This window comes from Cedecea sp., assembly GCF_036500665.1.
GTDB lineage: Bacteria > Pseudomonadota > Gammaproteobacteria > Enterobacterales > Enterobacteriaceae > Cedecea.
The window spans coordinates 16,859-37,412 of the sequence record NZ_DASYBS010000113.1; the positions used below are offsets into that span (position 1 = coordinate 16,859).

Annotated in this window: 19 protein-coding genes and 1 other annotated feature; of the genes, 15 read left to right on the top strand and 4 right to left on the bottom strand. The window is 53.4% G+C overall.

Annotated features, from left to right (window positions below):
- Positions 1-56 precede the first annotated feature (56 nt).
- From yjjY to VGM55_RS19105, 7 genes are all read left to right on the top strand, one after another.
- Positions 57-197 carry a protein YjjY gene (gene yjjY, locus VGM55_RS19075; RefSeq protein WP_085938930.1) on the top strand — a complete coding sequence of 47 codons (141 nt, stop codon included), beginning with the start codon at positions 57-59 and terminating at the stop codon, positions 195-197.
- A gap of 400 nt (positions 198-597) precedes the next feature.
- On the top strand, positions 598-1,284 hold the full coding sequence (locus VGM55_RS19080; RefSeq protein WP_331636352.1) for a tRNA/rRNA methyltransferase: 687 nt from the start codon (positions 598-600) through the stop codon (positions 1,282-1,284).
- A gap of 197 nt (positions 1,285-1,481) precedes the next feature.
- On the top strand, positions 1,482-1,550 hold the full coding sequence (gene thrL, locus VGM55_RS19085) for a thr operon leader peptide (RefSeq protein ID WP_071530522.1): 69 nt from the start codon (positions 1,482-1,484) through the stop codon (positions 1,548-1,550).
- Positions 1,489-1,606 (top strand) — a sequence feature (Thr leader region). Its footprint overlaps the gene before it by 62 nt.
- Before the next feature lie 25 nt (positions 1,607-1,631).
- The gene (gene thrA, locus VGM55_RS19090; RefSeq protein WP_331636353.1) at positions 1,632-4,094 is read left to right on the top strand and encodes a bifunctional aspartate kinase/homoserine dehydrogenase I; all 2,463 of its coding nucleotides are present in this window, start codon (positions 1,632-1,634) and stop codon (positions 4,092-4,094) included.
- A gap of 1 nt (position 4,095) precedes the next feature.
- Positions 4,096-5,025 (top strand): homoserine kinase, encoded by a 930-nt coding sequence (gene thrB / locus VGM55_RS19095; RefSeq protein WP_154187133.1) that lies wholly within the window; start codon positions 4,096-4,098, stop codon positions 5,023-5,025.
- Positions 5,026-5,028: 3 nt separating this feature from the next.
- Positions 5,029-6,315 (top strand): threonine synthase, encoded by a 1,287-nt coding sequence (thrC, locus tag VGM55_RS19100; RefSeq protein WP_331636355.1) that lies wholly within the window; start codon positions 5,029-5,031, stop codon positions 6,313-6,315.
- A gap of 213 nt (positions 6,316-6,528) precedes the next feature.
- The gene (locus VGM55_RS19105; RefSeq protein WP_061273520.1) at positions 6,529-6,789 is read left to right on the top strand and encodes a DUF2502 domain-containing protein; all 261 of its coding nucleotides are present in this window, start codon (positions 6,529-6,531) and stop codon (positions 6,787-6,789) included.
- A gap of 46 nt (positions 6,790-6,835) precedes the next feature.
- Here the strand turns inward: VGM55_RS19105 and yaaA are convergent, their stop codons facing one another.
- Both yaaA and VGM55_RS19115 read right to left on the bottom strand, forming a co-directional pair.
- Positions 6,836-7,609, bottom strand: coding sequence for a peroxide stress protein YaaA (gene yaaA, locus VGM55_RS19110; RefSeq protein ID WP_331636356.1), 774 nt, complete (start codon positions 7,607-7,609; stop codon positions 6,836-6,838).
- Between the two features lie 72 nt (positions 7,610-7,681).
- Entirely contained in the window at positions 7,682-9,121 is a 1,440-nt protein-coding gene (locus VGM55_RS19115) for a sodium:alanine symporter family protein (protein WP_331636357.1), read from the bottom strand.
- A 217-nt stretch (positions 9,122-9,338) separates the two neighbouring features.
- Between VGM55_RS19115 and tal the strand changes: the two genes are divergently transcribed.
- The 3 genes from tal (at position 9,339) to VGM55_RS19130 (ending at position 12,425) form a co-directional block, all read left to right on the top strand.
- A complete protein-coding gene (tal, locus tag VGM55_RS19120; protein ID WP_331636358.1) occupies positions 9,339-10,292 on the top strand; it encodes a transaldolase in 954 nt (317 codons plus the stop codon).
- A gap of 109 nt (positions 10,293-10,401) precedes the next feature.
- Complete coding sequence (gene mog / locus VGM55_RS19125) at positions 10,402-10,989, top strand: molybdopterin adenylyltransferase (RefSeq protein ID WP_331636360.1); 588 nt, start codon at positions 10,402-10,404, stop codon at positions 10,987-10,989.
- Between the two features lie 125 nt (positions 10,990-11,114).
- On the top strand, positions 11,115-12,425 hold the full coding sequence (locus VGM55_RS19130; protein WP_331636361.1) for an MFS transporter: 1,311 nt from the start codon (positions 11,115-11,117) through the stop codon (positions 12,423-12,425).
- 202 nt (positions 12,426-12,627) lie between these two features.
- On the opposite strand, the gene satP is transcribed toward VGM55_RS19130, so the two are convergent.
- Positions 12,628-13,194, bottom strand: coding sequence for an acetate uptake transporter (gene satP, locus VGM55_RS19135; RefSeq protein WP_038475702.1), 567 nt, complete (start codon positions 13,192-13,194; stop codon positions 12,628-12,630).
- Positions 13,195-13,491: 297 nt separating this feature from the next.
- Here satP and dnaK point away from each other — a divergent pair, with 297 nt between their 5' ends.
- The 4 genes from dnaK (at position 13,492) to nhaR (ending at position 18,961) form a co-directional block, all read left to right on the top strand.
- A complete protein-coding gene (gene dnaK, locus VGM55_RS19140) occupies positions 13,492-15,414 on the top strand; it encodes a molecular chaperone DnaK (RefSeq protein WP_154187141.1) in 1,923 nt (640 codons plus the stop codon).
- Between the two features lie 84 nt (positions 15,415-15,498).
- Positions 15,499-16,632 carry a molecular chaperone DnaJ gene (gene dnaJ, locus VGM55_RS19145; protein WP_154187142.1) on the top strand — a complete coding sequence of 378 codons (1,134 nt, stop codon included), beginning with the start codon at positions 15,499-15,501 and terminating at the stop codon, positions 16,630-16,632.
- A 196-nt stretch (positions 16,633-16,828) separates the two neighbouring features.
- A complete protein-coding gene (nhaA, locus tag VGM55_RS19150) occupies positions 16,829-18,001 on the top strand; it encodes a Na+/H+ antiporter NhaA (RefSeq protein WP_154187143.1) in 1,173 nt (390 codons plus the stop codon).
- Between the two features lie 66 nt (positions 18,002-18,067).
- The gene (nhaR, locus tag VGM55_RS19155) at positions 18,068-18,961 is read left to right on the top strand and encodes a transcriptional activator NhaR (protein ID WP_154187144.1); all 894 of its coding nucleotides are present in this window, start codon (positions 18,068-18,070) and stop codon (positions 18,959-18,961) included.
- A gap of 63 nt (positions 18,962-19,024) precedes the next feature.
- Here the strand turns inward: nhaR and rpsT are convergent, their stop codons facing one another.
- Positions 19,025-19,288, bottom strand: a complete 264-nt coding sequence (rpsT, locus tag VGM55_RS19160) for a 30S ribosomal protein S20 (RefSeq protein ID WP_039897887.1) — start codon at positions 19,286-19,288, stop codon at positions 19,025-19,027.
- 326 nt (positions 19,289-19,614) lie between these two features.
- Between rpsT and ribF the strand changes: the two genes are divergently transcribed.
- Positions 19,615-20,547: a bifunctional riboflavin kinase/FAD synthetase gene (gene ribF, locus VGM55_RS19165; RefSeq protein WP_154187145.1), complete on the top strand. Its 933-nt coding sequence runs from the start codon at positions 19,615-19,617 to the stop codon at positions 20,545-20,547.
- Positions 20,548-20,554 lie beyond the last annotated feature (7 nt).

Consider the following 20,554-nt stretch of genomic DNA (forward strand, 5'->3'; position numbering starts at 1 on the left):
TACAAAAGTCCCTGACCTGCCTGTTACATGCCATAAATTAACATGCCGGGCTTAACATGACTAAAGTACGTAATTGCGTTCTTGATGCACTTTCCATCAACGTCAACAACATCATTAGCTTGGTCGTGGGTGCGTTCCCTTTGGACCCGACGGTGTCAAAAACGGCTGTTATCCTAACCATTTTAACAGCAACATAACAGGCTGGCGCGCCTTAGACACCTGATAAAACTGCGCTTCGTTGACATATATCAATTTCAATTGTAGCACGTTAACAGTTTCATTAAATCATCGTAGCTCAATGCTAGCTTTTGTCACAACTTTTTAATAATCAAGATCGTAAAGCGTTAAAAAAGTACGTTGAAGAATGTGTCAGGTTTTTGTCGTCAAAAAAGTAAATAAACCATACCAAACAAGTGGATATCATTTCTTTCAGTGATGTATTTTACCGTGTTTATCGAATAAAAGCATAAGTTTAAGTTATAAGTTTCGCGAGCCTACGGCAATAATATATGTTGCGACAAAGTAAATTTTCGATGCGTATTATCAAAATTTGTGCATCAGTTCTCACGTTTTTACGAATTTTAGAAGAGAGTGCCAATGCGTTTGCCAATTATCCTGGTCTCACCGGCCAGACCTGAGAACGTCGGGGCAGCAGCCCGGGCAATGAAGACCATGGGTTTTACTGAACTGCGTATCGTCGCCAGCGACGCTCACCTGCAGCCACCAGCGCGCTGGGTAGCACATGGGGCGGGGGATATTCTTGATGGCGTGCGGCACTTCGACACCCTGGCAGAGGCTCTGGGCGATGTTGATTTCACGATAGCCACCACGGCCCGCAGCCGGGCGAAATTTCATTACTACGCCACGCCGCAGCAGCTGGTGCCAATGCTTGAAGAGAAACGTCAGTGGGTAGGATGCGCGGCGCTGGTGTTTGGTCGGGAAGATTCCGGGCTGACTAACGAAGAGCTTGAGCTGGCGGATGTTTTAACCGGCGTACCGATGGTTGCGGATTACCCTTCGCTCAATCTGGGTCAGGCTGTTATGGTTTATTGTTACCAGCTTTCTGCCTTAATGCAGTTACCGTCTGCGAAAAACGCGGCGGGCGAGGGGCAACAGTTGAACGCTCTGCGCCAGCGAATCACCGCGCTGTTAAACCGCCTTGACGTTGCAGGCGACCAAAAAATGGTCGATTGGGTACAGCAGCGTTTGGGGCTGCTTGAGCAGAGAGACACCGCGATGCTGCATCGGTTGCTGCATGATATCGAAAAAAAATTACCAGAATAAAATTTCTTTAAATTTTATTTTTGTGAAGTTTACATCTGATTTTATGCGGGTTTTTTGCGTTTTTACCACTGCTATTGGTGGGTTTACTAGCGTGAGCGAGTGGGCCAGTTTTTTGTGACAGGACTAAAAAAAATTGACTTGATCAAGGGATTGCTTTAACCAATAGAGCTAATACAAATTTAGAGCACACAACATCCATGTTCCGCTTCAGCCTGATTACCACAATTATCACAACCACCATTACCACAGGTAACGGTGCGGGCTGACGCATACAGGTAAAAATGAAAAAAGCCCGCACCTAAACAGTGCGGGCTTTTTTTTCGGGAAAAAATCAAGGGGTCACAACAATGCGAGTGTTGAAATTCGGCGGTACTTCGGTGGCAAATGCGGAACGTTTTCTCCGCGTTGCCGATATCCTGGAAAGTAATGCCAAACAGGGGCAAGTGGCGACCGTGCTGTCTGCGCCGGCAAAAATTACTAACCACCTTGTGGCGATGATAGAGAAAACTATCGGTGGCCAGGACGCTGTGCCGAATATCAGCGACGCCGAGCGCATCTTCTCCGAACTGCTGAATGGCCTGGCTGAAGCGCAGCCGGGCTTCCCGCTGGACGAGCTGAAGGCCGTGGTGAATCTAGAGTTTGCCCAGCTTAAGCACGTTCTGCACGGCATCAGCCTGCTGGGGCAGTGTCCGGACAGCATCAACGCGGCAATAATTTGCCGGGGCGAAAAATTATCGATTGCTATTATGTCTGGCGTGCTGCAGGCCCGTGGCTACCAGGTCACCGTTATCGATCCCGTTGAGAAGCTGCTGGCCGTTGGGCACTACCTGGATTCCAGCGTGGATATCGCAGAATCTACCCGCCGCATCGCAGCCAGCCGCATTCCTGAAGAAAACATGATCCTGATGGCCGGGTTTACCGCCGGAAACGAAAAAGGCGAGCTGGTGGTGCTGGGTCGTAATGGCTCCGACTATTCTGCCGCCGTGCTGGCGGCCTGTCTGCGCGCTGACTGTTGCGAGATCTGGACTGACGTCGACGGCGTTTATACCTGTGACCCGCGCCAGGTTCCCGACGCCCGGCTGCTGAAGTCGATGTCTTATCAGGAAGCGATGGAGCTCTCCTATTTCGGCGCCAAAGTTCTTCACCCTCGCACCATTACCCCTATTGCCCAGTTCCAGATCCCTTGCCTGATTAAAAACACCGGTAACCCGCAGGCGCCAGGCACCCTCATTGGCGATAAAAGCGATGACGAAGGGCTACCGGTCAAAGGGATCACTAACCTGAATAATATGGCGATGTTCAGCGTCTCCGGCCCCGGCATGAAAGGCATGGTTGGCATGGCTGCACGCGTATTTGCCGCGATGTCTCGTGCCGGGATTTCCGTGGTGCTGATCACCCAGTCCTCCTCCGAGTACAGCATTAGTTTCTGCGTGCCGCAGGCTGATTGCGGTCGTGCCCGCAAGGCGATGGAAGACGAGTTCTATCTCGAACTGAAAGAAGAGCTGCTGGAGCCGCTGGCGGTGACTGAACGTCTGGCGGTTATCTCCGTCGTGGGCGACGGCATGAAGACGCTGCGCGGTATCTCCGCCAAGTTCTTTGCCGCCCTGGCTCGTGCAAACATCAATATTATCGCTATCGCACAGGGCTCTTCAGAGCGTTCTATCTCCGTTGTGGTCAATAACGACGATGCTGTGACCGGCGTGCGTGTTACCCACCAGATGCTGTTTAACACCGATCAGGTTATCGAGCTGTTCCTGGTGGGCGTTGGCGGCGTGGGTGCTGCTCTGCTGGAGCAGGTTAAACGCCAACAGGCATGGCTGAAGGCGAAGCACATCGACCTGCGCGTTTGCGGCGTGGCGAACTCTAAGGCCCTGCTGACAAACGTTCATGGCCTGGATCTCGAAAACTGGCAGCAGGCGCTGGAGCAGGCTAAAGAGCCGTTCAATCTTGGCCGCCTAATCCGGCTGGTGAAAGAGTACCATTTGCTGAATCCGGTGATTGTGGACTGTACTTCCAGCCAGGCCGTGGCGGATCAGTACGCCGATTTCCTGAGCGAAGGTTTCCACGTGGTGACGCCAAACAAAAAGGCCAACACCTCGAGCATGAATTATTACCACCAGTTACGTAATGCCGCGGAGAGTTCGCGCCGTAAGTTCCTCTACGACACCAACGTGGGGGCGGGGCTGCCGGTGATCGAAAACCTGCAAAACTTACTGAATGCGGGCGATGAGCTGCAGCGTTTTTCCGGCATTCTTTCCGGGTCGCTCTCTTATATCTTCGGTAAGCTGGATGAAGGGATGAGCTTCTCGCTGGCGACCAGCACTGCCCGTGAAATGGGCTATACCGAACCGGACCCGCGTGACGATCTTTCCGGTATGGATGTCGCGCGTAAGCTGTTGATCCTGGCGCGTGAGACCGGAAGCGATCTGGAACTTTCGGATATCGAGATTGAATCCGTGCTTCCGGAAAATTTTGATGCGAGCGGAGACGTTGAGTCTTTTATGGCACGCCTTCCTCAGTTGGATGATGAGTTTACGGCTCGTGTGAGGAAGGCGCGTGACGATGGGAAAGTGCTACGTTACGTCGGCATTATTGAAGAAGACGGCAGCTGTAAAGTGAAAATCGATGCCGTAGACGGCAATGATCCGCTGTATAAGGTGAAAAACGGCGAAAATGCCCTGGCCTTCTGCAGCCATTATTATCAACCGCTGCCGCTGGTGCTGCGCGGTTATGGGGCGGGTAACGATGTTACTGCCGCCGGCGTCTTCGCGGATCTGCTTCGCACCCTGTCATGGAAGTTAGGAGTTTAAGATGGTTAAAGTATATGCCCCGGCTTCCAGCGCCAATATGAGCGTTGGTTTTGATGTGCTGGGCGCGGCGGTGTCGCCTGTTGATGGCTCACATTTGGGCGATTACGTCACGGTTGAGGCGGCAGATAGCTTCAGCCTGACTAACCTTGGGCGCTTCGCCAGCAAACTGCCGGATGAACCGCGTGAGAACATTGTTTATCAATGCTGGGAGCGTTTTTGCCAGGAGGTCGGTAAAACTATCCCTGTGGCGATGACGCTTGAGAAAAACATGCCTATCGGTTCGGGGCTCGGATCCAGCGCCTGCTCTGTGGTCGCTGGCCTGATGGCGATGAATGAATTTTGCGGTAAGCCTCTTAGCGACACGCGTCTGCTGGCGCTGATGGGCGAGCTGGAAGGGCGCATTTCCGGCAGCATTCATTACGACAACGTCGCCCCTTGTTTCCTCGGCGGGATGCAGCTGATTTTCGAAGAAAGCGGCATCATCAGCCAGCAAGTGCCAGGCTTTGAGGAGTGGCTGTGGGTGCTGGCTTACCCCGGCATTAAGGTTTCAACCGCCGAAGCACGTGCGATTTTGCCTGCCCAGTATCGCCGTCAGGACTGCATCAGCCACGGCCGCCACCTGGCCGGTTTTATTCATGCCTGCCACACCCGCCAGCCAGCGCTCGCCGCGAAGATGATGCAGGATGTGATTGCTGAACCTTACCGAGCCAAACTGCTGCCTAAGTTTGATGAGTCCCGCAAGGCCGTCGCGGATATTGGCGCGCTGGCGAGCGGGATTTCGGGTTCCGGCCCGACCTTATTTGCACTGTGCGATAACACCGACACCGCACAGCGCGTGGCTGACTGGCTCAGCCAACATTATTTGCAGAACCAGGAAGGTTTTGTACATATTTGCCGTCTGGATACGGCTGGCGCACGAGTTTTGGGATAAAGCATGAAACTGTACAACCTTAAAGATCACAACGAGCAGGTTACTTTCGCACAGGCCGTTACCCAGGGGCTGGGCAAGCAGCAGGGTCTGTTCTTCCCGCACGACCTGCCGGAGTTTGAGCTGACTGAAATCGACGCCATGCTGGATATGGACTTTGTCAGCCGCAGCAGCAAAATTCTGTCTGCCTTTATCGGCGATGAGATCCCGCAGGAGATTCTGGAAGAGCGAGTGCGTGCGGCTTTCGCTTTCCCTGCACCGGTCAATATGGTCGAACCGGACGTAGGCTGCCTGGAGTTGTTCCACGGCCCGACGCTGGCGTTTAAAGACTTTGGCGGGCGCTTTATGGCCCAGATGCTGACCCACATCAGCGGCGACAAACCGGTGACCATTCTGACCGCTACATCAGGCGACACCGGCGCGGCCGTGGCCCATGCGTTTTATGGCATTGAGAACGTACGCGTAGTCATTCTTTACCCACGGGGGAAAATCAGCCCGCTGCAGGAAAAACTGTTCTGTACCCTCGGCGGCAATATTGAAACCGTGGCGATTGACGGTGACTTCGATGCCTGTCAGGCGCTGGTGAAACAGGCGTTTGACGATGAGGAACTGAAGGTGGCGCTCGGGTTAAACTCGGCGAACTCCATCAACATCAGCCGCCTGCTGGCGCAGATTTGCTACTACTTTGAAGCCGTGGCTCAGCTGCCGCAGGAAGCCCGTAATCAGCTGGTGGTTTCCGTGCCGAGCGGTAACTTTGGTGACCTGACTGCCGGCCTGCTGGCGAAATCCCTCGGCCTGCCGATTAAGCGCTTTATTGCGGCCACGAACGCCAATGACACCGTTCCGCGTTTCCTCGCGGAAGGCCAGTGGGCGCCTAAAACGACCGTCGCAACGCTTTCCAACGCAATGGATGTTAGCCAGCCGAACAACTGGCCGCGCGTGGAAGAACTTTTCCGCCGTAAGATCTGGCGTCTGACCGACCTTGGCTACGCCGCAGTGACCGATGAAACCACCAAAGATACGATGCGTGAACTGAAGGCAATTGGCTATGTTTCCGAACCACACGCGGCCATTGCTTACCGAGCTCTGCGCGACCAGCTGCAGCCAGGTGAGTTTGGGCTGTTCCTGGGGACTGCGCATCCGGCGAAGTTTAAAGAGAGCGTAGAAGAAATTTTGGGTGAAGCGCTGCCGCTGCCGCAGGAGCTGGCATCCCGTGCCGACCTGCCGCTGCTGTCCCACAATCTTCCGGCTGATTTCGCCGAACTGCGTAAGTTTATGATGGTTAAAGCTTAATCTTGAAGCCCCATTTTGTGGGTAAAAATGGGGTCGTTTTCTCTGCTGAATTAGGGAGAAAATTAGCAGAAATCCCGCAGGGATAAAGGAGAAATTCCCATAAAATGCGGGAGGTTAGAGATTAGGATTGCGGAGAATAACGCGGGTGTGATTTCCGACATAAGCTCATCTTAACGGGCCCAGTGGGCCGGCTTAAGAAGTAAGGAGCAAGCTATGTTGAAATCCATTTTTCTGGCGTTGTCCCTGCTAGTGGTGACGCCGCTGGCAGTACAGGCGGGAGAAATCACGCTGGTGCCTGCCGTGACGCTGCACTTTGGCGATCGGGACGATCACGGGCGCTACTGGGACGGCCGTTACTGGCGAGATCATGACTGGTGGGGAAGGCACTATGAGTGGCGTGAACATCGCTGGCAGCGCCATGCACAATTCGATGGCCCGCCGCGTTATCATCATGATAATCGCTGGGATAGATAACCGGTGTTAGTTCAAAGTAAAACGCCAGCTTAGCGCTGGCGTTTTTTTATTGCTCGTGGCGCTTAAACACCAGCTCGTTTTTCTGCGAGGCGTCTTGATCAAAGAAATAGCCGTCGGTATTAAACGCTTTCAGCTGTTCGGGCTTCGTCAGGCGATTCTCAATGATGTAGCGGCTCATCAGCCCGCGCGCTTTTTTCGCATAGAAGCTAATGACTTTAAACTTGCCGTTCTTCTCATCCAGGAAGACTGGCTTGATGATTTCCGCATTCAGCTTCTTCGGCTTAACCGCTTTAAAGTATTCATCAGACGCCAGGTTTACCACGACATTGTCACCCTGCGTCGCCAGTACCTGGTTCAGCTTCTCGGTAATTGTGTCGCCCCAGAAGTGATAAAGATCTTTGCCTTTCGGGTTTTCGAGGCGGATGCCCATTTCCAGACGGTAAGGCTGCATCAGGTCCAGCGGACGCAGTACGCCGTAGAGTCCGGAAAGCATACGCAGGTGCTGCTGGGCGAAATCAAAGTCCGCTTCGCTAAACTCTTCGGCCTGCAGGCCGGTATAAACATCGCCTTTAAACGCAAGAATAGCCGGGCGAGCGTTTTGCGGAGTGAACGCCGGCTGCCACTCATGGAAGCGCGTTTCGTTAAGCGAAGCCAGCTTGTCGCTGATGCTCATCAGCGAGGCAATTTGCGGCGCGCTAAGCTTGCGGGCAACGCTGATTAACTGCTGGGAGTATTCCAGCAGTTCAGGCTGTGTGTAGCGGTCCGTAGGCAGCTCGCTTTGGTAATCCAGCGTCTTGGCAGGTGAGATAAGAATTAGCATGTCCACTCCTTGCATAGTTTGGCCGTTACTTTAGCAAATTTCCCGGACGTGGCGGCCTATGGCTGCGATTAGCTAAGGTTTTTTTTCAACGTCTCTGTCCCAAACGCCGGGCGCAAGCTGGTTCTTAATGTCAGGAAAACGGTTTGGATTGAATATTGGGGAGATCCCGAGCTTTTGCTGGCGTAAATAATCCGCCGCTATCGCTTTCACCACGGGTGAGAGCAGCAGGATCGCCGTGATATTGGTTATCGCCATGATGGCCATCGCGACATCCGCCAGCTGCCAGACCAGCGGCAGCGCGGCCTGCGTACCGAACATCACCATTGTGAGCACCATAAAGCGCAGTAAAAATTTCAGCGCGCGGCTGTCCTGGTTGAGGAACAGCAAATTGTTCTCTGCGTAGGTGTAGTTCGCCATGATGGACGTGAAGGCGAACAGGAAGACGATTATCACGATAAAGCCGCTACCCCAGCCGCCAACCGCCGAGCTAAACGCCTGCTGAACCAGGATAATGCCGCTACGCGAGGTTTCAATGCCGTCTATCATGCCGGACATCAGCACGATGGCGGCGGTCGCGGTGCAGATGATTAGCGTGTCGATTAACACACCAAACATTTGTACCACGCCCTGAGTCGCCGGGTGTGGAGGCCATGCCGCTGCGGCGGCTGCGGCGTTAGGCGTGGAGCCCATGCCCGCCTCGTTGGAAAACATCCCGCGCTGAAAACCGTTGGTGATGGCCTGGCTCACGGTATAGCCCAGCGCACCTGAAGCGGCTTCATGCCAGCCAAAAGCGTGGCTGAAAATCAGCCTGATCACCTCCGGGAAGCGTTCAATGTGCAGGACAACAACATACAGGCTCATGCACACCCATAGTAATGCCATCAGCGGCACCAGCCATTGCGAGAGCCGGGCGATGGTTCTCATTCCACGCCAGATAACCAGCGCGGTGACGGCAACCAGGAAAACGCCTACCCAGATTTTTGGCACGTCAAACGCATAGTGTGTGGCGATAGCGATGGAGTTAGCCTGAACGGCGTTAAATATCATGCCGAAGGCAACGATCAAAAAGACGGAAAACAGCACGCCCATCCAGCGCATGCCAAGGCCGCGCTCCATGTACCAGGCCGGGCCGCCGCGATAGTTTCCGTCTTTGTCCCGGCTCTTATAGAGCTGGGCGAGCGAGCATTCTGCAAAGGCGGTGGCCATGCTGAGTACTGCAGCAACCCACATCCAGAAAACCGAGCCGGGACCACCTGCAGAGATGGCAAGCGCGATACCCGCAAGATTTCCGCTGCCCACGCGAGCGGCAAGGCTGGTGCAGAGCGCCTGGAATGGGGATATTCCGGAAGGATCGGCTGAGTTGCTGTTGAGAAGGAAAATGCGTAGACGGGTAAAATAGCGGAACTGGACGAAGCCGCTGCGGAAGGTGAACCAGATGCCTGCGCCAATCAGCAGCCAGAGCAACACCGAGCCCCAAAGCACTTCGTTGATAAATAATAAGAAATCTGTCATTAACGTCCCTCTTGTTAATGCGTGATGGCGGCGAGGTTGACGGGCCCGGGCCATGCAGTCCATTACGTTACAGATAAATTGGCGGCCGAGTTTATCATATTCTGGTCCACTGGACGGACAGCACTTGTCGCGGTTGCACCTGATGGGCGGCGTGATATCATCAAGTCAGACCGGTTACATCTCCCTAACAAGCTACACCTGAAGAGAAACACTCATTATGACGGATAAATTGACTTCTTTGCGTCAACTGACCACCGTGGTTGCTGACACCGGAGATATCGCGGCAATGAAGCTGTACCAGCCGCAAGATGCTACTACCAACCCTTCTCTGATCCTTAACGCAGCGCAGATCCCTGAGTACCGCAAACTGATTGACGAAGCGATTACCTGGGCGCGTAGCCAGAGCAACGACCGTGCTCAGCAGGTGATTGACGCTTCCGATAAGCTGGCTGTGAACATCGGCCTGGAAATTCTGAAGCTGATCCCTGGCCGTATTTCTACCGAAGTTGATGCTCGCCTGTCTTATGACACCGAAGCCAGCATCGCTAAAGCGAAACACCTGATCAAGCTCTATAACGACGCCGGCATCAGCAACGATCGCATTCTGATTAAACTGGCTTCTACCTGGCAGGGCATCCGCGCTGCAGAGCAGCTGGAAAAAGAAGGCATCAACTGTAACCTGACCCTGCTGTTCTCCTTCGCTCAGGCTCGTGCCTGTGCAGAAGCTGGCGTGTTCCTGATTTCTCCGTTCGTGGGCCGTATCCTGGACTGGTACAAAGCTAACACCGACAAGAAAGAGTATGCGCCGCAGGAAGATCCGGGCGTGGTGTCCGTGACCGAAATCTACCAGTACTACAAGCAGCACGGCTATGAAACCGTGGTGATGGGCGCAAGCTTCCGTAACGTCGGTGAAATCATCGAGCTGGCTGGCTGTGACCGTCTGACCATCGCACCTGCCCTGCTGAAAGAGCTGGCAGAAAGCGAAGGCGCAATCGAGCGTAAGCTGAGCTATAGCGGTGAAGTGAAGGCGCGCCCTGAGCGCATCACCGAGTCCCAGTTCCTGTGGCAGCATAACCAGGACCCAATGGCCGTAGACAAACTGGCGGACGGTATCCGTAAGTTTGCTATCGACCAGGAAAAACTGGAAAAAATGATCGGCGACCTGCTGTAACCATTTCCGTGGCCGGCGCCTGTCGGCCACGCTTTTCACCGCTTCCCCTGTCTGCATCCTCTTTCGCCGTGTATCATTCCGCTCAGGCTTGCTGATTTCCGGAAACTTTATGAATACCTTACGCATTGGACTTGTGTCCATTTCTGACCGCGCTTCCAGCGGTGTGTACCAGGACAAGGGCATCCCTGCGCTGCAGGAATGGCTGGAAAACACCCTGACCACGCCTTTTGAGATGCAAACTCGCCTGATCCCCGATGAACAGCCTATTATTGAGCAAACGCTTTGCGAGCTGGTCGATGAGATGGGCTGCCATTTGGTGCTGACCACCGGCGGAACCGGCCCCGCGCGCCGTGACGTTACGCCGGATGCGACGCTTGCGGTTGCAGACCGCGTGATGCCAGGCTTTGGTGAACAGATGCGTCAAATCAGCCTGCATTTTGTCCCGACGGCTATCCTTTCGCGTCAGGTTGGTGTTATCCGTAAGCAGGCATTGATCCTTAACCTACCCGGCCAGCCGAAGTCTATCCAGGAGACGCTGGAAGGCGTGAAGGAAGAAAGTGGGAAGGTTATCGTGCCGGGTATTTTTGCAAGTGTACCGTATTGTATACAGTTGCTGGATGGGCCTTATATCGAAACCGATGCCGGGATTGTAGCAGCTTTTCGTCCTAAAAGCGCACGTCGCGAAACAAAACCCTGAATAATCAGCTTTTGTGACATAAGATCGAATTGTTATGGAGTGTTAACATTTAACCGTTATAGTAACTCTGGCTTTACATACAAACGGAAAAAATAATTAACACTCCTCTTTACAAGCGGTCCCCTATGTCAAAACAGCACGCCAGACCTCTTAATCGCCAGGACTATAAAACCCTGACGCTTGCCGCCCTCGGCGGTGCACTCGAATTCTACGACTTCATCATTTTCGTCTTCTTTGCGGCCGTACTGGGAGAGCTTTTCTTCCCGGCTGACATCCCTGAGTGGCTGCGCCAGGTGCAAACGTTCGCCATCTTTGCTGCGGGCTATCTCGTGCGTCCTCTGGGCGGTGTCGTCATGGCGCATTTTGGCGATCTGGTGGGGCGCAAAAAGATGTTTACCCTCAGCATTCTGCTGATGGCTGTTCCGACGCTGGCTATTGGCCTGTTGCCGACCTATGCGTCATTAGGGATTGCGGCTCCGTTGCTGTTATTGCTGATGCGTATCCTGCAGGGGGCGGCAATTGGGGGAGAAGTCCCTGGAGCCTGGGTGTTCGTTTCCGAACACGCTCCGGAAAAGCGCATCGGTATTGCCTGCGGTATCTTAACGATGGGGCTGACCGTCGGGATTCTGCTGGGTTCTGTAGTGGCAACCATCATCAATACCTCAATGACTCAGCAGGCTATTCACGATGGCGGCTGGCGTATTCCTTTCTTCCTGGGCGGGATTTTCGGCCTGGTGGCGATGTACCTGCGCCGCTGGCTGCGTGAAACGCCTGTTTTCCTCGAAATGCAGCAGCGTAAGGCGCTGGCCGAAGAGCTGCCGCTCAAATCGGTGATAGTTGGCCATAAAAAAGCGGTGGTCGTTTCTATGCTGCTGACCTGGCTGCTTTCCGCCTGCATCGTGGTGGTGATTTTGATGTCACCGATTTGGCTGCAAAAACAGCACGGTATTGCGCCAGCCCTGACGCTGCAGGCGAACAGCATTGCTACGATTATGCTGTGTGTTGGCTGCCTGCTGGCAGGGCTGGCGGCCGATCGCTTTGGTGCGGGGAAAACCTTTATCTTCGGTAGTGTTCTGCTTGCCGTGTGCAGCTGGTTGTTTTACCACCTGAGCGGAACTCATCCCGAACATCTCTTCCTGCTGTATGGTCTGGTCGGGTTGAGCGTGGGCGTGGTTGGCGCGGTGCCGTTTGTCATGGTGCGGGCGTTTCCGGCACAGGTTCGTTTCACCGGCATATCCTTCTCTTACAACTTGTCGTATGCCATTTTCGGCGGCCTGACGCCGATTGCGGTGACCATGCTGATGGGTGTTTCACCGATGGCTCCGGCCTGGTACGTGCTGGCGCTGGCTATCGTGGGGTTGGTGATGGGAATTTGGTTAAGAAAGGATATTCATCATCAGGATGAGATAGAAGAAGGGGCATTTACTTCGTCCTGAATAAAAAAACGCGGAGCAGGGCTCCGCGTTTAGATTGATGACAAACAGTCGAAAAACGTGGTTTTCGACTGTTTGGGCAAACCAGAGAACATAATTCATTGTTTTTATTAGGTCTGAGTACAACCCTGTTTAAAACAGTCAATTTTGCCAGTAGTTTCAACGCGGAGCAGGGCTCCGCGTTTTAGTTTCCGCTAAAGGAAGATTAGTGTTTTTCGCCGATTGGCAGCACGGTGCGGCCAAACTGCTCGTTCAGCACTTCACCCATTGCGAGGTAGATAGCGCTTGCGCCACAAACCAGGCCAATCCAGCCAGCAACCTTAACGATAGCTTCGTTATCCGCCAGGTGGCCAATCGCCAGCAGGGCAAACAGCACGGTCAGGCTGGCAAACACGAACTGCAGCATGCGTGGCGCTTTCAGGGTGCCGAAGAACATGAACAGCGTGAATACGCCCCACAGGCCCAGGTACGCGCCGAGGAAGTGGCCGTTGGCCGCATCACTCAGGCCCATTTTAGGCATCAGCAGAATCGCCACCAGCGTCAGCCAGAAAGAGCCGTAAGAGGTGAAGGCGGTTAAACCGAAAGTGTTCCCTTTTTTAAACTCCAGCAGGCCCGCGAAGATTTGCGCGATCCCACCGTAGAAAATCCCCATCGCGAGGATAGTAACGTCAAAACCAAAAATACCTGCGTTATGCAGGTTGAGCAAAATGGTGGTCATGCCGAAGCCCATTAAGCCCAGGGGAGCTGGATTAGCCAACTTAGTGTTGCCCATAGTTCCTCTGAAAAATTCATCTGAAATGTAATGTCAATTAATGCCACGCAGCCGGGAGTCCGGTTGCGGGCGCGGCATAATAATCAGGCTGCACGTCGCCGTCTATGATCTGAGCGGGGGGAAAGCAGAAAATTTTTTTTCACCTGCCCCTTGATGGCAGGCGTTGCGACCCCATCTTGTATGCAACCGCAGTTGGCGGACCTGAAAAAAAACGCTTCGGGCAGTTGAAACAGATGCTTTTGCCCGCATAACAGGTTCACAACCACATGATGACGAATTTTTAGTGGAGACGTTTAGATGGGTAAAATTATTGGTATCGACCTGGGGACAACCAACTCTTGTGTCGCGATTATGGATGGTACAACTGCTCGTGTGCTGGAGAACGCCGAGGGCGACCGCACCACGCCTTCTATCATTGCTTACACTCAGGACGGCGAAATCCTGGTAGGTCAGCCGGCTAAACGTCAGGCAGTGACTAACCCGCAAAACACTCTGTTTGCGATCAAACGCCTGATTGGCCGTCGCTTCCAGGACGAAGAAGTGCAGCGTGATGAAGCCATCATGCCTTACAAAATCATCGGCGCTGACAACGGCGACGCATGGATTGACGTAAAAGGTCAGAAAATGGCACCGCCGCAGATCTCTGCTGAAGTGCTGAAGAAAATGAAGAAAACCGCGGAAGATTACCTGGGTGAGCCGGTAACCGAAGCTGTTATCACCGTACCTGCTTACTTCAACGATGCTCAGCGTCAGGCAACGAAAGACGCCGGCCGTATCGCAGGTCTGGAAGTCAAACGTATCATCAACGAACCAACCGCTGCCGCGCTGGCTTACGGTCTGGATAAAGAAGTGGGTAACCGCACTATCGCGGTTTACGACCTCGGTGGTGGTACCTTCGATATCTCCATTATCGAAATCGACGAAGTTGACGGTGAAAAAACCTTCGAAGTACTGGCAACCAACGGTGATACCCACCTGGGTGGTGAAGACTTCGATAGCCGCATGATTAACTACCTCGTTGACGAGTTTAAGAAAGATCAGGGCATTGACCTGCGTAACGATCCGCTGGCCATGCAGCGCCTGAAAGAAGCGGCAGAAAAAGCGAAAATCGAGCTTTCTTCCGCGCAGCAGACCGACGTGAACCTGCCGTACATCACTGCAGACGCGACCGGTCCAAAACACATGAACATCAAAGTGACCCGTGCGAAACTGGAATCCCTGGTTGAAGACCTGGTAAACCGTTCTATCGAGCCGCTGAAAGTTGCACTGCAGGATGCTGGCCTGTCCGTTTCCGATATTCAGGACGTTATCCTGGTCGGCGGGCAGACGCGTATGCCAATGGTGCAGAAAAAAGTTGCCGAGTTCTTTGGTAAAGAGCCGCGTAAAGACGTTAACCCGGATGAAGCTGTTGCTATCGGTGCAGCGGTTCAGGGTGGTGTTCTGACGGGTGAAGTGAAAGACGTACTGCTGCTGGACGTTACCCCTCTGTCTCTGGGTATCGAAACCATGGGCGGCGTGATGACTGCGCTGATCAACAAAAACACCACTATTCCGACCAAGCACAGCCAGGTGTTCTCTACCGCGGAAGACAACCAGTCTGCGGTAACCATTCACGTGATTCAGGGGGAGCGTAAACGCGCCTCCGATAACAAATCACTGGGTCAGTTCAACCTGGATGGGATCAGCCCGGCACCGCGCGGTATGCCGCAGATCGAAGTGACCTTTGATATCGATGCTGACGGTATCCTGCACGTTTCCGCGAAAGATAAAAATAGCGGTAAAGAGCAGAAGATCACCATCAAGGCTTCTTCCGGTCTGAACGAAGAAGAAATCGAGAAAATGGTACGTGATGCAGAAGCAAACGCCGAAGCTGACCGTAAGTTCGAAGAGCTGGTTCAGACCCGTAACCAGGGTGACCATCTGCTGCACAGCACCCGTAAGCAGGTTGAAGAAGCTGGTGACAAACTGCCGGCTGACGACAAAACTGCGATCGAGTCTGCGCTGACCGCGCTGGAAGCGTCTCTGAAAGGCGAAGATAAAGCGGACATCGAAGCCAAAATGCAGGCGCTGGCTCAGGTTTCTCAGAAGCTGATGGAACTGGCTCAGCAGCAGCACGCTGAGCAGCAGGCTGGCAATGCCGCAGATGCAGGCAGCGCTAACGCTGGCAAAGACGACGATGTTGTTGATGCCGAGTTCGAAGAAGTTAAAGATAAAAAATAATCGCCCTGATGCAGGGTAATTAACCGGCACGGGCGCGGAGTTTACTCCACGCCCGTGCTCGTATGTTAAGGGCAGAAAAAAGAGATGGCGAAGAGAGACTATTACGAGGTTTTAGGCGTTCCGAAGTCAGCGGATGAGCGTGAAATCAAAAAAGCCTACAAGCGCCTGGCGATGAAGTTCCATCCGGACCGTAACCAGGGTGATAAAGAGGCCGAGGCGAAGTTCAAAGAGATCAAAGAAGCCTACGAGATCCTCACCGACGATCAAAAACGTGCGGCCTACGATCAGTACGGCCACGCTGCGTTTGAGCAGGGCGGTATGGGCGGCGGTGGCGGCTTTGGCGGCGGCGGTGCGGACTTCAGCGATATCTTTGGCGACGTATTTGGCGACATTTTTGGTGGCGGACGCCGTCAACGTGCGTCCCGTGGTGCGGACCTGCGCTACAACATGGACTTAACGCTTGAAGAAGCGGTTCGTGGCGTCACCAAAGAGATCCGTATCCCGACGCTGGAAGAGTGTGAGGTTTGCCACGGCAGCGGCGCGAAAAAAGGTTCTTCCCCGCAGACCTGTCCAACCTGCCACGGGCAGGGCCAGGTACAGATGCGTCAGGGTTTCTTTACCGTGCAGCAAAGCTGTCCTCATTGCCAGGGCCGCGGCACCATCATTAAAGATCCGTGCAACAGCTGCCACGGCCACGGTCGCGTAGAGAAAACCAAAACGCTGTCGGTAAAAATCCCGGCTGGCGTGGACACCGGCGACCGTATTCGTCTTTCTGGCGAAGGTGAAGCGGGTGAACACGGCGCACCATCAGGCGATCTGTACGTTCAGGTTCAGGTGAAACAGCACCCAATCTTTGAGCGTGAAGGTAATAACCTGTACTGCGAAGTGCCGATCAACTTTGCGATGGCCGCGCTGGGTGGGGAAATTGAAGTCCCTACGCTTGATGGCCGCGTTAAGCTGAAGGTGCCGAATGAGACACAAACCGGCAAGCTGTTCAGAATGCGTGGTAAAGGTGTGAAATCGGTACGCGGTGGTGCTCAGGGCGATCTGCTGTGCCGCGTTGTCGTCGAGACACCGGTTAGCCTGAACGAAAAACAGAAAAAGCTGCTTCGTGATTTAGAAGAGAGCTTCGGTGGGCCTACGGGGGCGAATAACAGCCCGCGTTCTAAGAGTTTCTTCGACGGCGTGAAGAAATTCTTTGACGATTTGACCCGCTGATTTCTTCCGGCTCCAATGTCGAAAAAACCTGAACTGCTTCATTCGGTTCAGGTTTTTTTATGTCGCCTATAAATGCTCGGTTTTTACGATCTATGCTTGCCATATAAGCTGATTTTATCGATGTATCATTGTCGCTATGCTGGCTACCATAATAGTGTTCAGGATGAATTGGCTGCTTAGATAACTGGGTGAAATAATGACTAAAAATCTGCAACGTTTTTTTCAAAATGATGCCGCAGGCGGTATTTTTTTGATTGTTGCCGCCGCGCTGGCGATGTTACTTGCCAATATGGGCTCGACCAGCGGTGGCTACGAGGCTTTCCTTGCCACGCCTGTTGAGGTGCGAATAGGGCCGCTGGATATCAGTAAAAATCTGCTGCTGTGGGTCAACGACGCCCTGATGGCGATTTTCTTTCTGATGATTGGCCTGGAGGTGAAGCGGGAAATGGTTATCGGTTCATTAGCCGATCGCCGTCAGGCTGCGTTTCCCGTCATTGCCGCTCTGGGCGGGATGGTGGTTCCGGCCCTACTGTATCTGGCTTTTAACTATGCCGATCCGGTAACGCGTGAAGGTTGGGCTATTCCGGCAGCAACCGACATCGCGTTTGCTTTAGGGATCCTGGCGCTGCTGGGCAACCGCGTTCCGCTGGCGCTGAAGGTCTTCCTGATGGCGCTGGCGATTATCGATGACCTCGGGGCAATTGTGATTATCGCGCTGTTTTATACCCACGATCTCTCGATGATGTCGTTGGGCGTTGCGGCGGCGGCGATTGTTGCTCTGGCATTACTGAACCTGTTTAACGTCCGTCGAACCGGCGTCTATATACTGGTTGGCATAATACTTTGGACGGCGGTATTAAAATCAGGCGTGCATGCCACACTTGCCGGTGTGATTATTGGCTTCTTCATCCCGCTAAAAGAGCATAAAGGGCGCTCGCCCGCTCAGGAGCTGGAGCACGTGCTGCATCCCTGGGTTGCTTTCCTGATCCTGCCGCTGTTTGCTTTTGCCAACGCCGGGGTTTCACTAAACGGGGTGACGCTGCAGGGGCTGACATCTCTGCTACCGCTCGGCATTATTGCCGGGTTGTTTATCGGTAAGCCGCTGGGCATTAGTCTGTTCTGCTGGCTGGCGCTTAAGTTTAAGTTTGCCTCGCTGCCGGAGGGCACAAGCTTCAGGGATATTATGGCGGTGGGCGTGCTGTGCGGCATTGGTTTTACGATGTCGATTTTCATCGCCTCGCTGGCATTTGGCGACGTGGATGCCGAGCTGATTACCTGGGCGAAGCTGGGGATTTTGCTGGGGTCGTTACTTTCAGCTGTCGTAGGTTTTACCATGCTAAAAGCACGGTTGCCTAAGGCGACTTCATGACGGTACTGGTAAACGGGTCATCGTCTGATGACCCGATAATGGATTAACTCTCAGGGAGTGAAGGGCATGTCCCATATTAATTACAACCATCTTTATTATTTCTGGCACGTCTGCAAAGAGGGGTCAGTCGTCGGTGCTGCCGAAGCGTTGTTCCTGACTCCGCAAACGATCACCGGGCAAATTAAAGCGCTTGAAGAGCGCCTGCAGGGGAAATTATTTCGCCGTCAGGGAAGGGGGCTTGTGCCTTCAGAGCTGGGGCAGCTTGTCTTTCGCTACGCCGACAGAATGTTTACCTTAAGCCAGGAAATGCTGGATATCGTTAACTACCGTAAAGAGGCGAATATTCTGTTTGATGTTGGCGTCGCGGATGCGTTATCCAAGCGCCTGGTGAGCGGCGTGCTGGACGCGGCAGTGGTTGAAGATGAGCAAATTCACTTGCGCTGTTTTGAATCGACCCATGAAATGCTGCTCGAGCAGTTGAGCCAGCATAAGCTGGATATGATCATTTCAGATTGCCCGATTGATTCTACCCAGCAAGAGGGGTTGTTTTCAGTGAAGCTTGGCGAGTGCGGTATCAGCTTCTGGTGCAAGGGGCCTGCGCCGGAACAACCTTTTCCGGCCTGTCTTGAAACCCGTCGTTTGCTTATTCCCGGGCGCCGTTCAATGCTGGGGCGTAAGTTGCTTAACTGGATTAACATTCAGGGGCTGAAGATTGAGATATTGGGCGAGTTTGATGATGCCGCCCTGATGAAAGCGTTTGGCGCAGCGCACAACGCTATCTTTGTGGCTCCCACGCTGTATGCGCAGGATATCTATAACGATGATGATATCGTCGAGGTCGGCAGAATGGATAGCGTTCTGGAGGAGTATCATGCGATTTTCGCTGAACGCATGATCCAGCATCCTGCGGTGCAGCGCATCTGCAGCAAGGACTATTCGGCGTTGTTTAAGGTGGACTGAATTGCAGAGATAAAAAAACCGGCGTTAGCCGGTTTTTTTATCAAAGCGACAGCAAACGAGCGATTAAGCCAGTTTGTTGATTTGCGCAGTCAGGTTAGCTTTATGACGCGCAGCTTTGTTTTTGTGGATCAGACCTTTGCTAGCCTGACGATCCACGATTGGTTGCATTTCGTTAAATGCTTTCTGTGCAGCAGCTTTGTCGCCAGTTTCAATCGCTGCGTATACTTTCTTGATGAAAGTACGCATCATAGAGCGACGGCTTGCGTTGTGCTTACGAGCCTTTTCAGACTGTACAGCACGTTTCTTAGCTGATTTGATATTAGCCAAGGTCCAACTCCCAAATATGATCTATGTGGACAATTCAAAGGCCGAGGAATATGCCCCGTTAGCCTTCTTTTGTCAATGGATTTGTGCAAATAAGCGTCGTTAAATTTCCGACACCTCTTACGTGTGATGGCGCGGATTCTACCAGCATCGGGCTTGGGAATACAGTCTTTCGCATCAAAATTCGTCAAGACAAATACGAGGTGGGTGCAAAGCCCTTCCCAGCACAATGAATTCATTCAAGCTTTACGTTAAAGGCGGCAATCGCCGGTTAACCTTAATCGCGGTAGTTGGTATAATCCGCCAATTTCCACTGTTTTGAGCCAGCCATGAAGCTGATACGCGGTATACATAATCTGCGCCGGGAGCACCACGGGTGTGTACTCACCATTGGTAATTTCGATGGCGTGCATCGTGGCCATCAGGCGCTGTTGAAGGGCCTGTGTGAAGAGGGGCGTGCGCGCAACCTCCCGGTAATGATCATGATTTTCGAGCCCCAACCGCTCGAATTGTTTGCACCGGAAAAAGCGCCAGCCCGCCTGACTCGTCTACGAGAAAAACTGCGCTATCTGGCCGAGTGCGGCGTGGACTATGTTCTGTGTGTGCGCTTTGACCGTCGTTTCGCCGCGCTAAGTGCGCAAAATTTTGTTAGCGACCTGTTGGTCGACCGCCTTGGGGTGAAATTCCTCGCGGTGGGTGATGATTTCCGCTTTGGTGCTGGTCGCCAGGGGGATTTCTTGTTATTACAGAAGGCTGGCTGCGAATACGGTTTTGATATCACCAGCACCCAAACGTTTTGCGAGGGGGGTGTCCGTATTAGCAGTACAGCGGTACGCCAGGCGCTGGCCGATGACGATCTACAGCAGGCCGAAAGCCTGTTGGGGCATCCGTTCATGATCTCCGGTCGCGTAGTGCACGGCGATGAGCTGGGCCGCACTATTGGCTTCCCTACGGCGAACCTGCCGCTGCGCCGCCATGTCTCCCCGGTCAAAGGGGTTTATGCGGTTGAAGTCTCAGGCCTCGGTGAAAAGCCGATTGCTGGCGTGGCAAACATTGGCACTCGCCCTACGGTGGCGGGCATACGCCAGCAGCTTGAAGTCCATCTTTTGGATGTTGTAATGGACCTTTATGGTCGCCATATAGAAGTAGTGCTGCGTAAAAAGATACGTAATGAGCAGCGATTTGCTTCACTCGATGAGCTGAAGGCGCAAATCGCCAGAGATGTGGTATCAGCCCGAGAATTTTTTGAGTCAAATGCCTGAAAGGCTA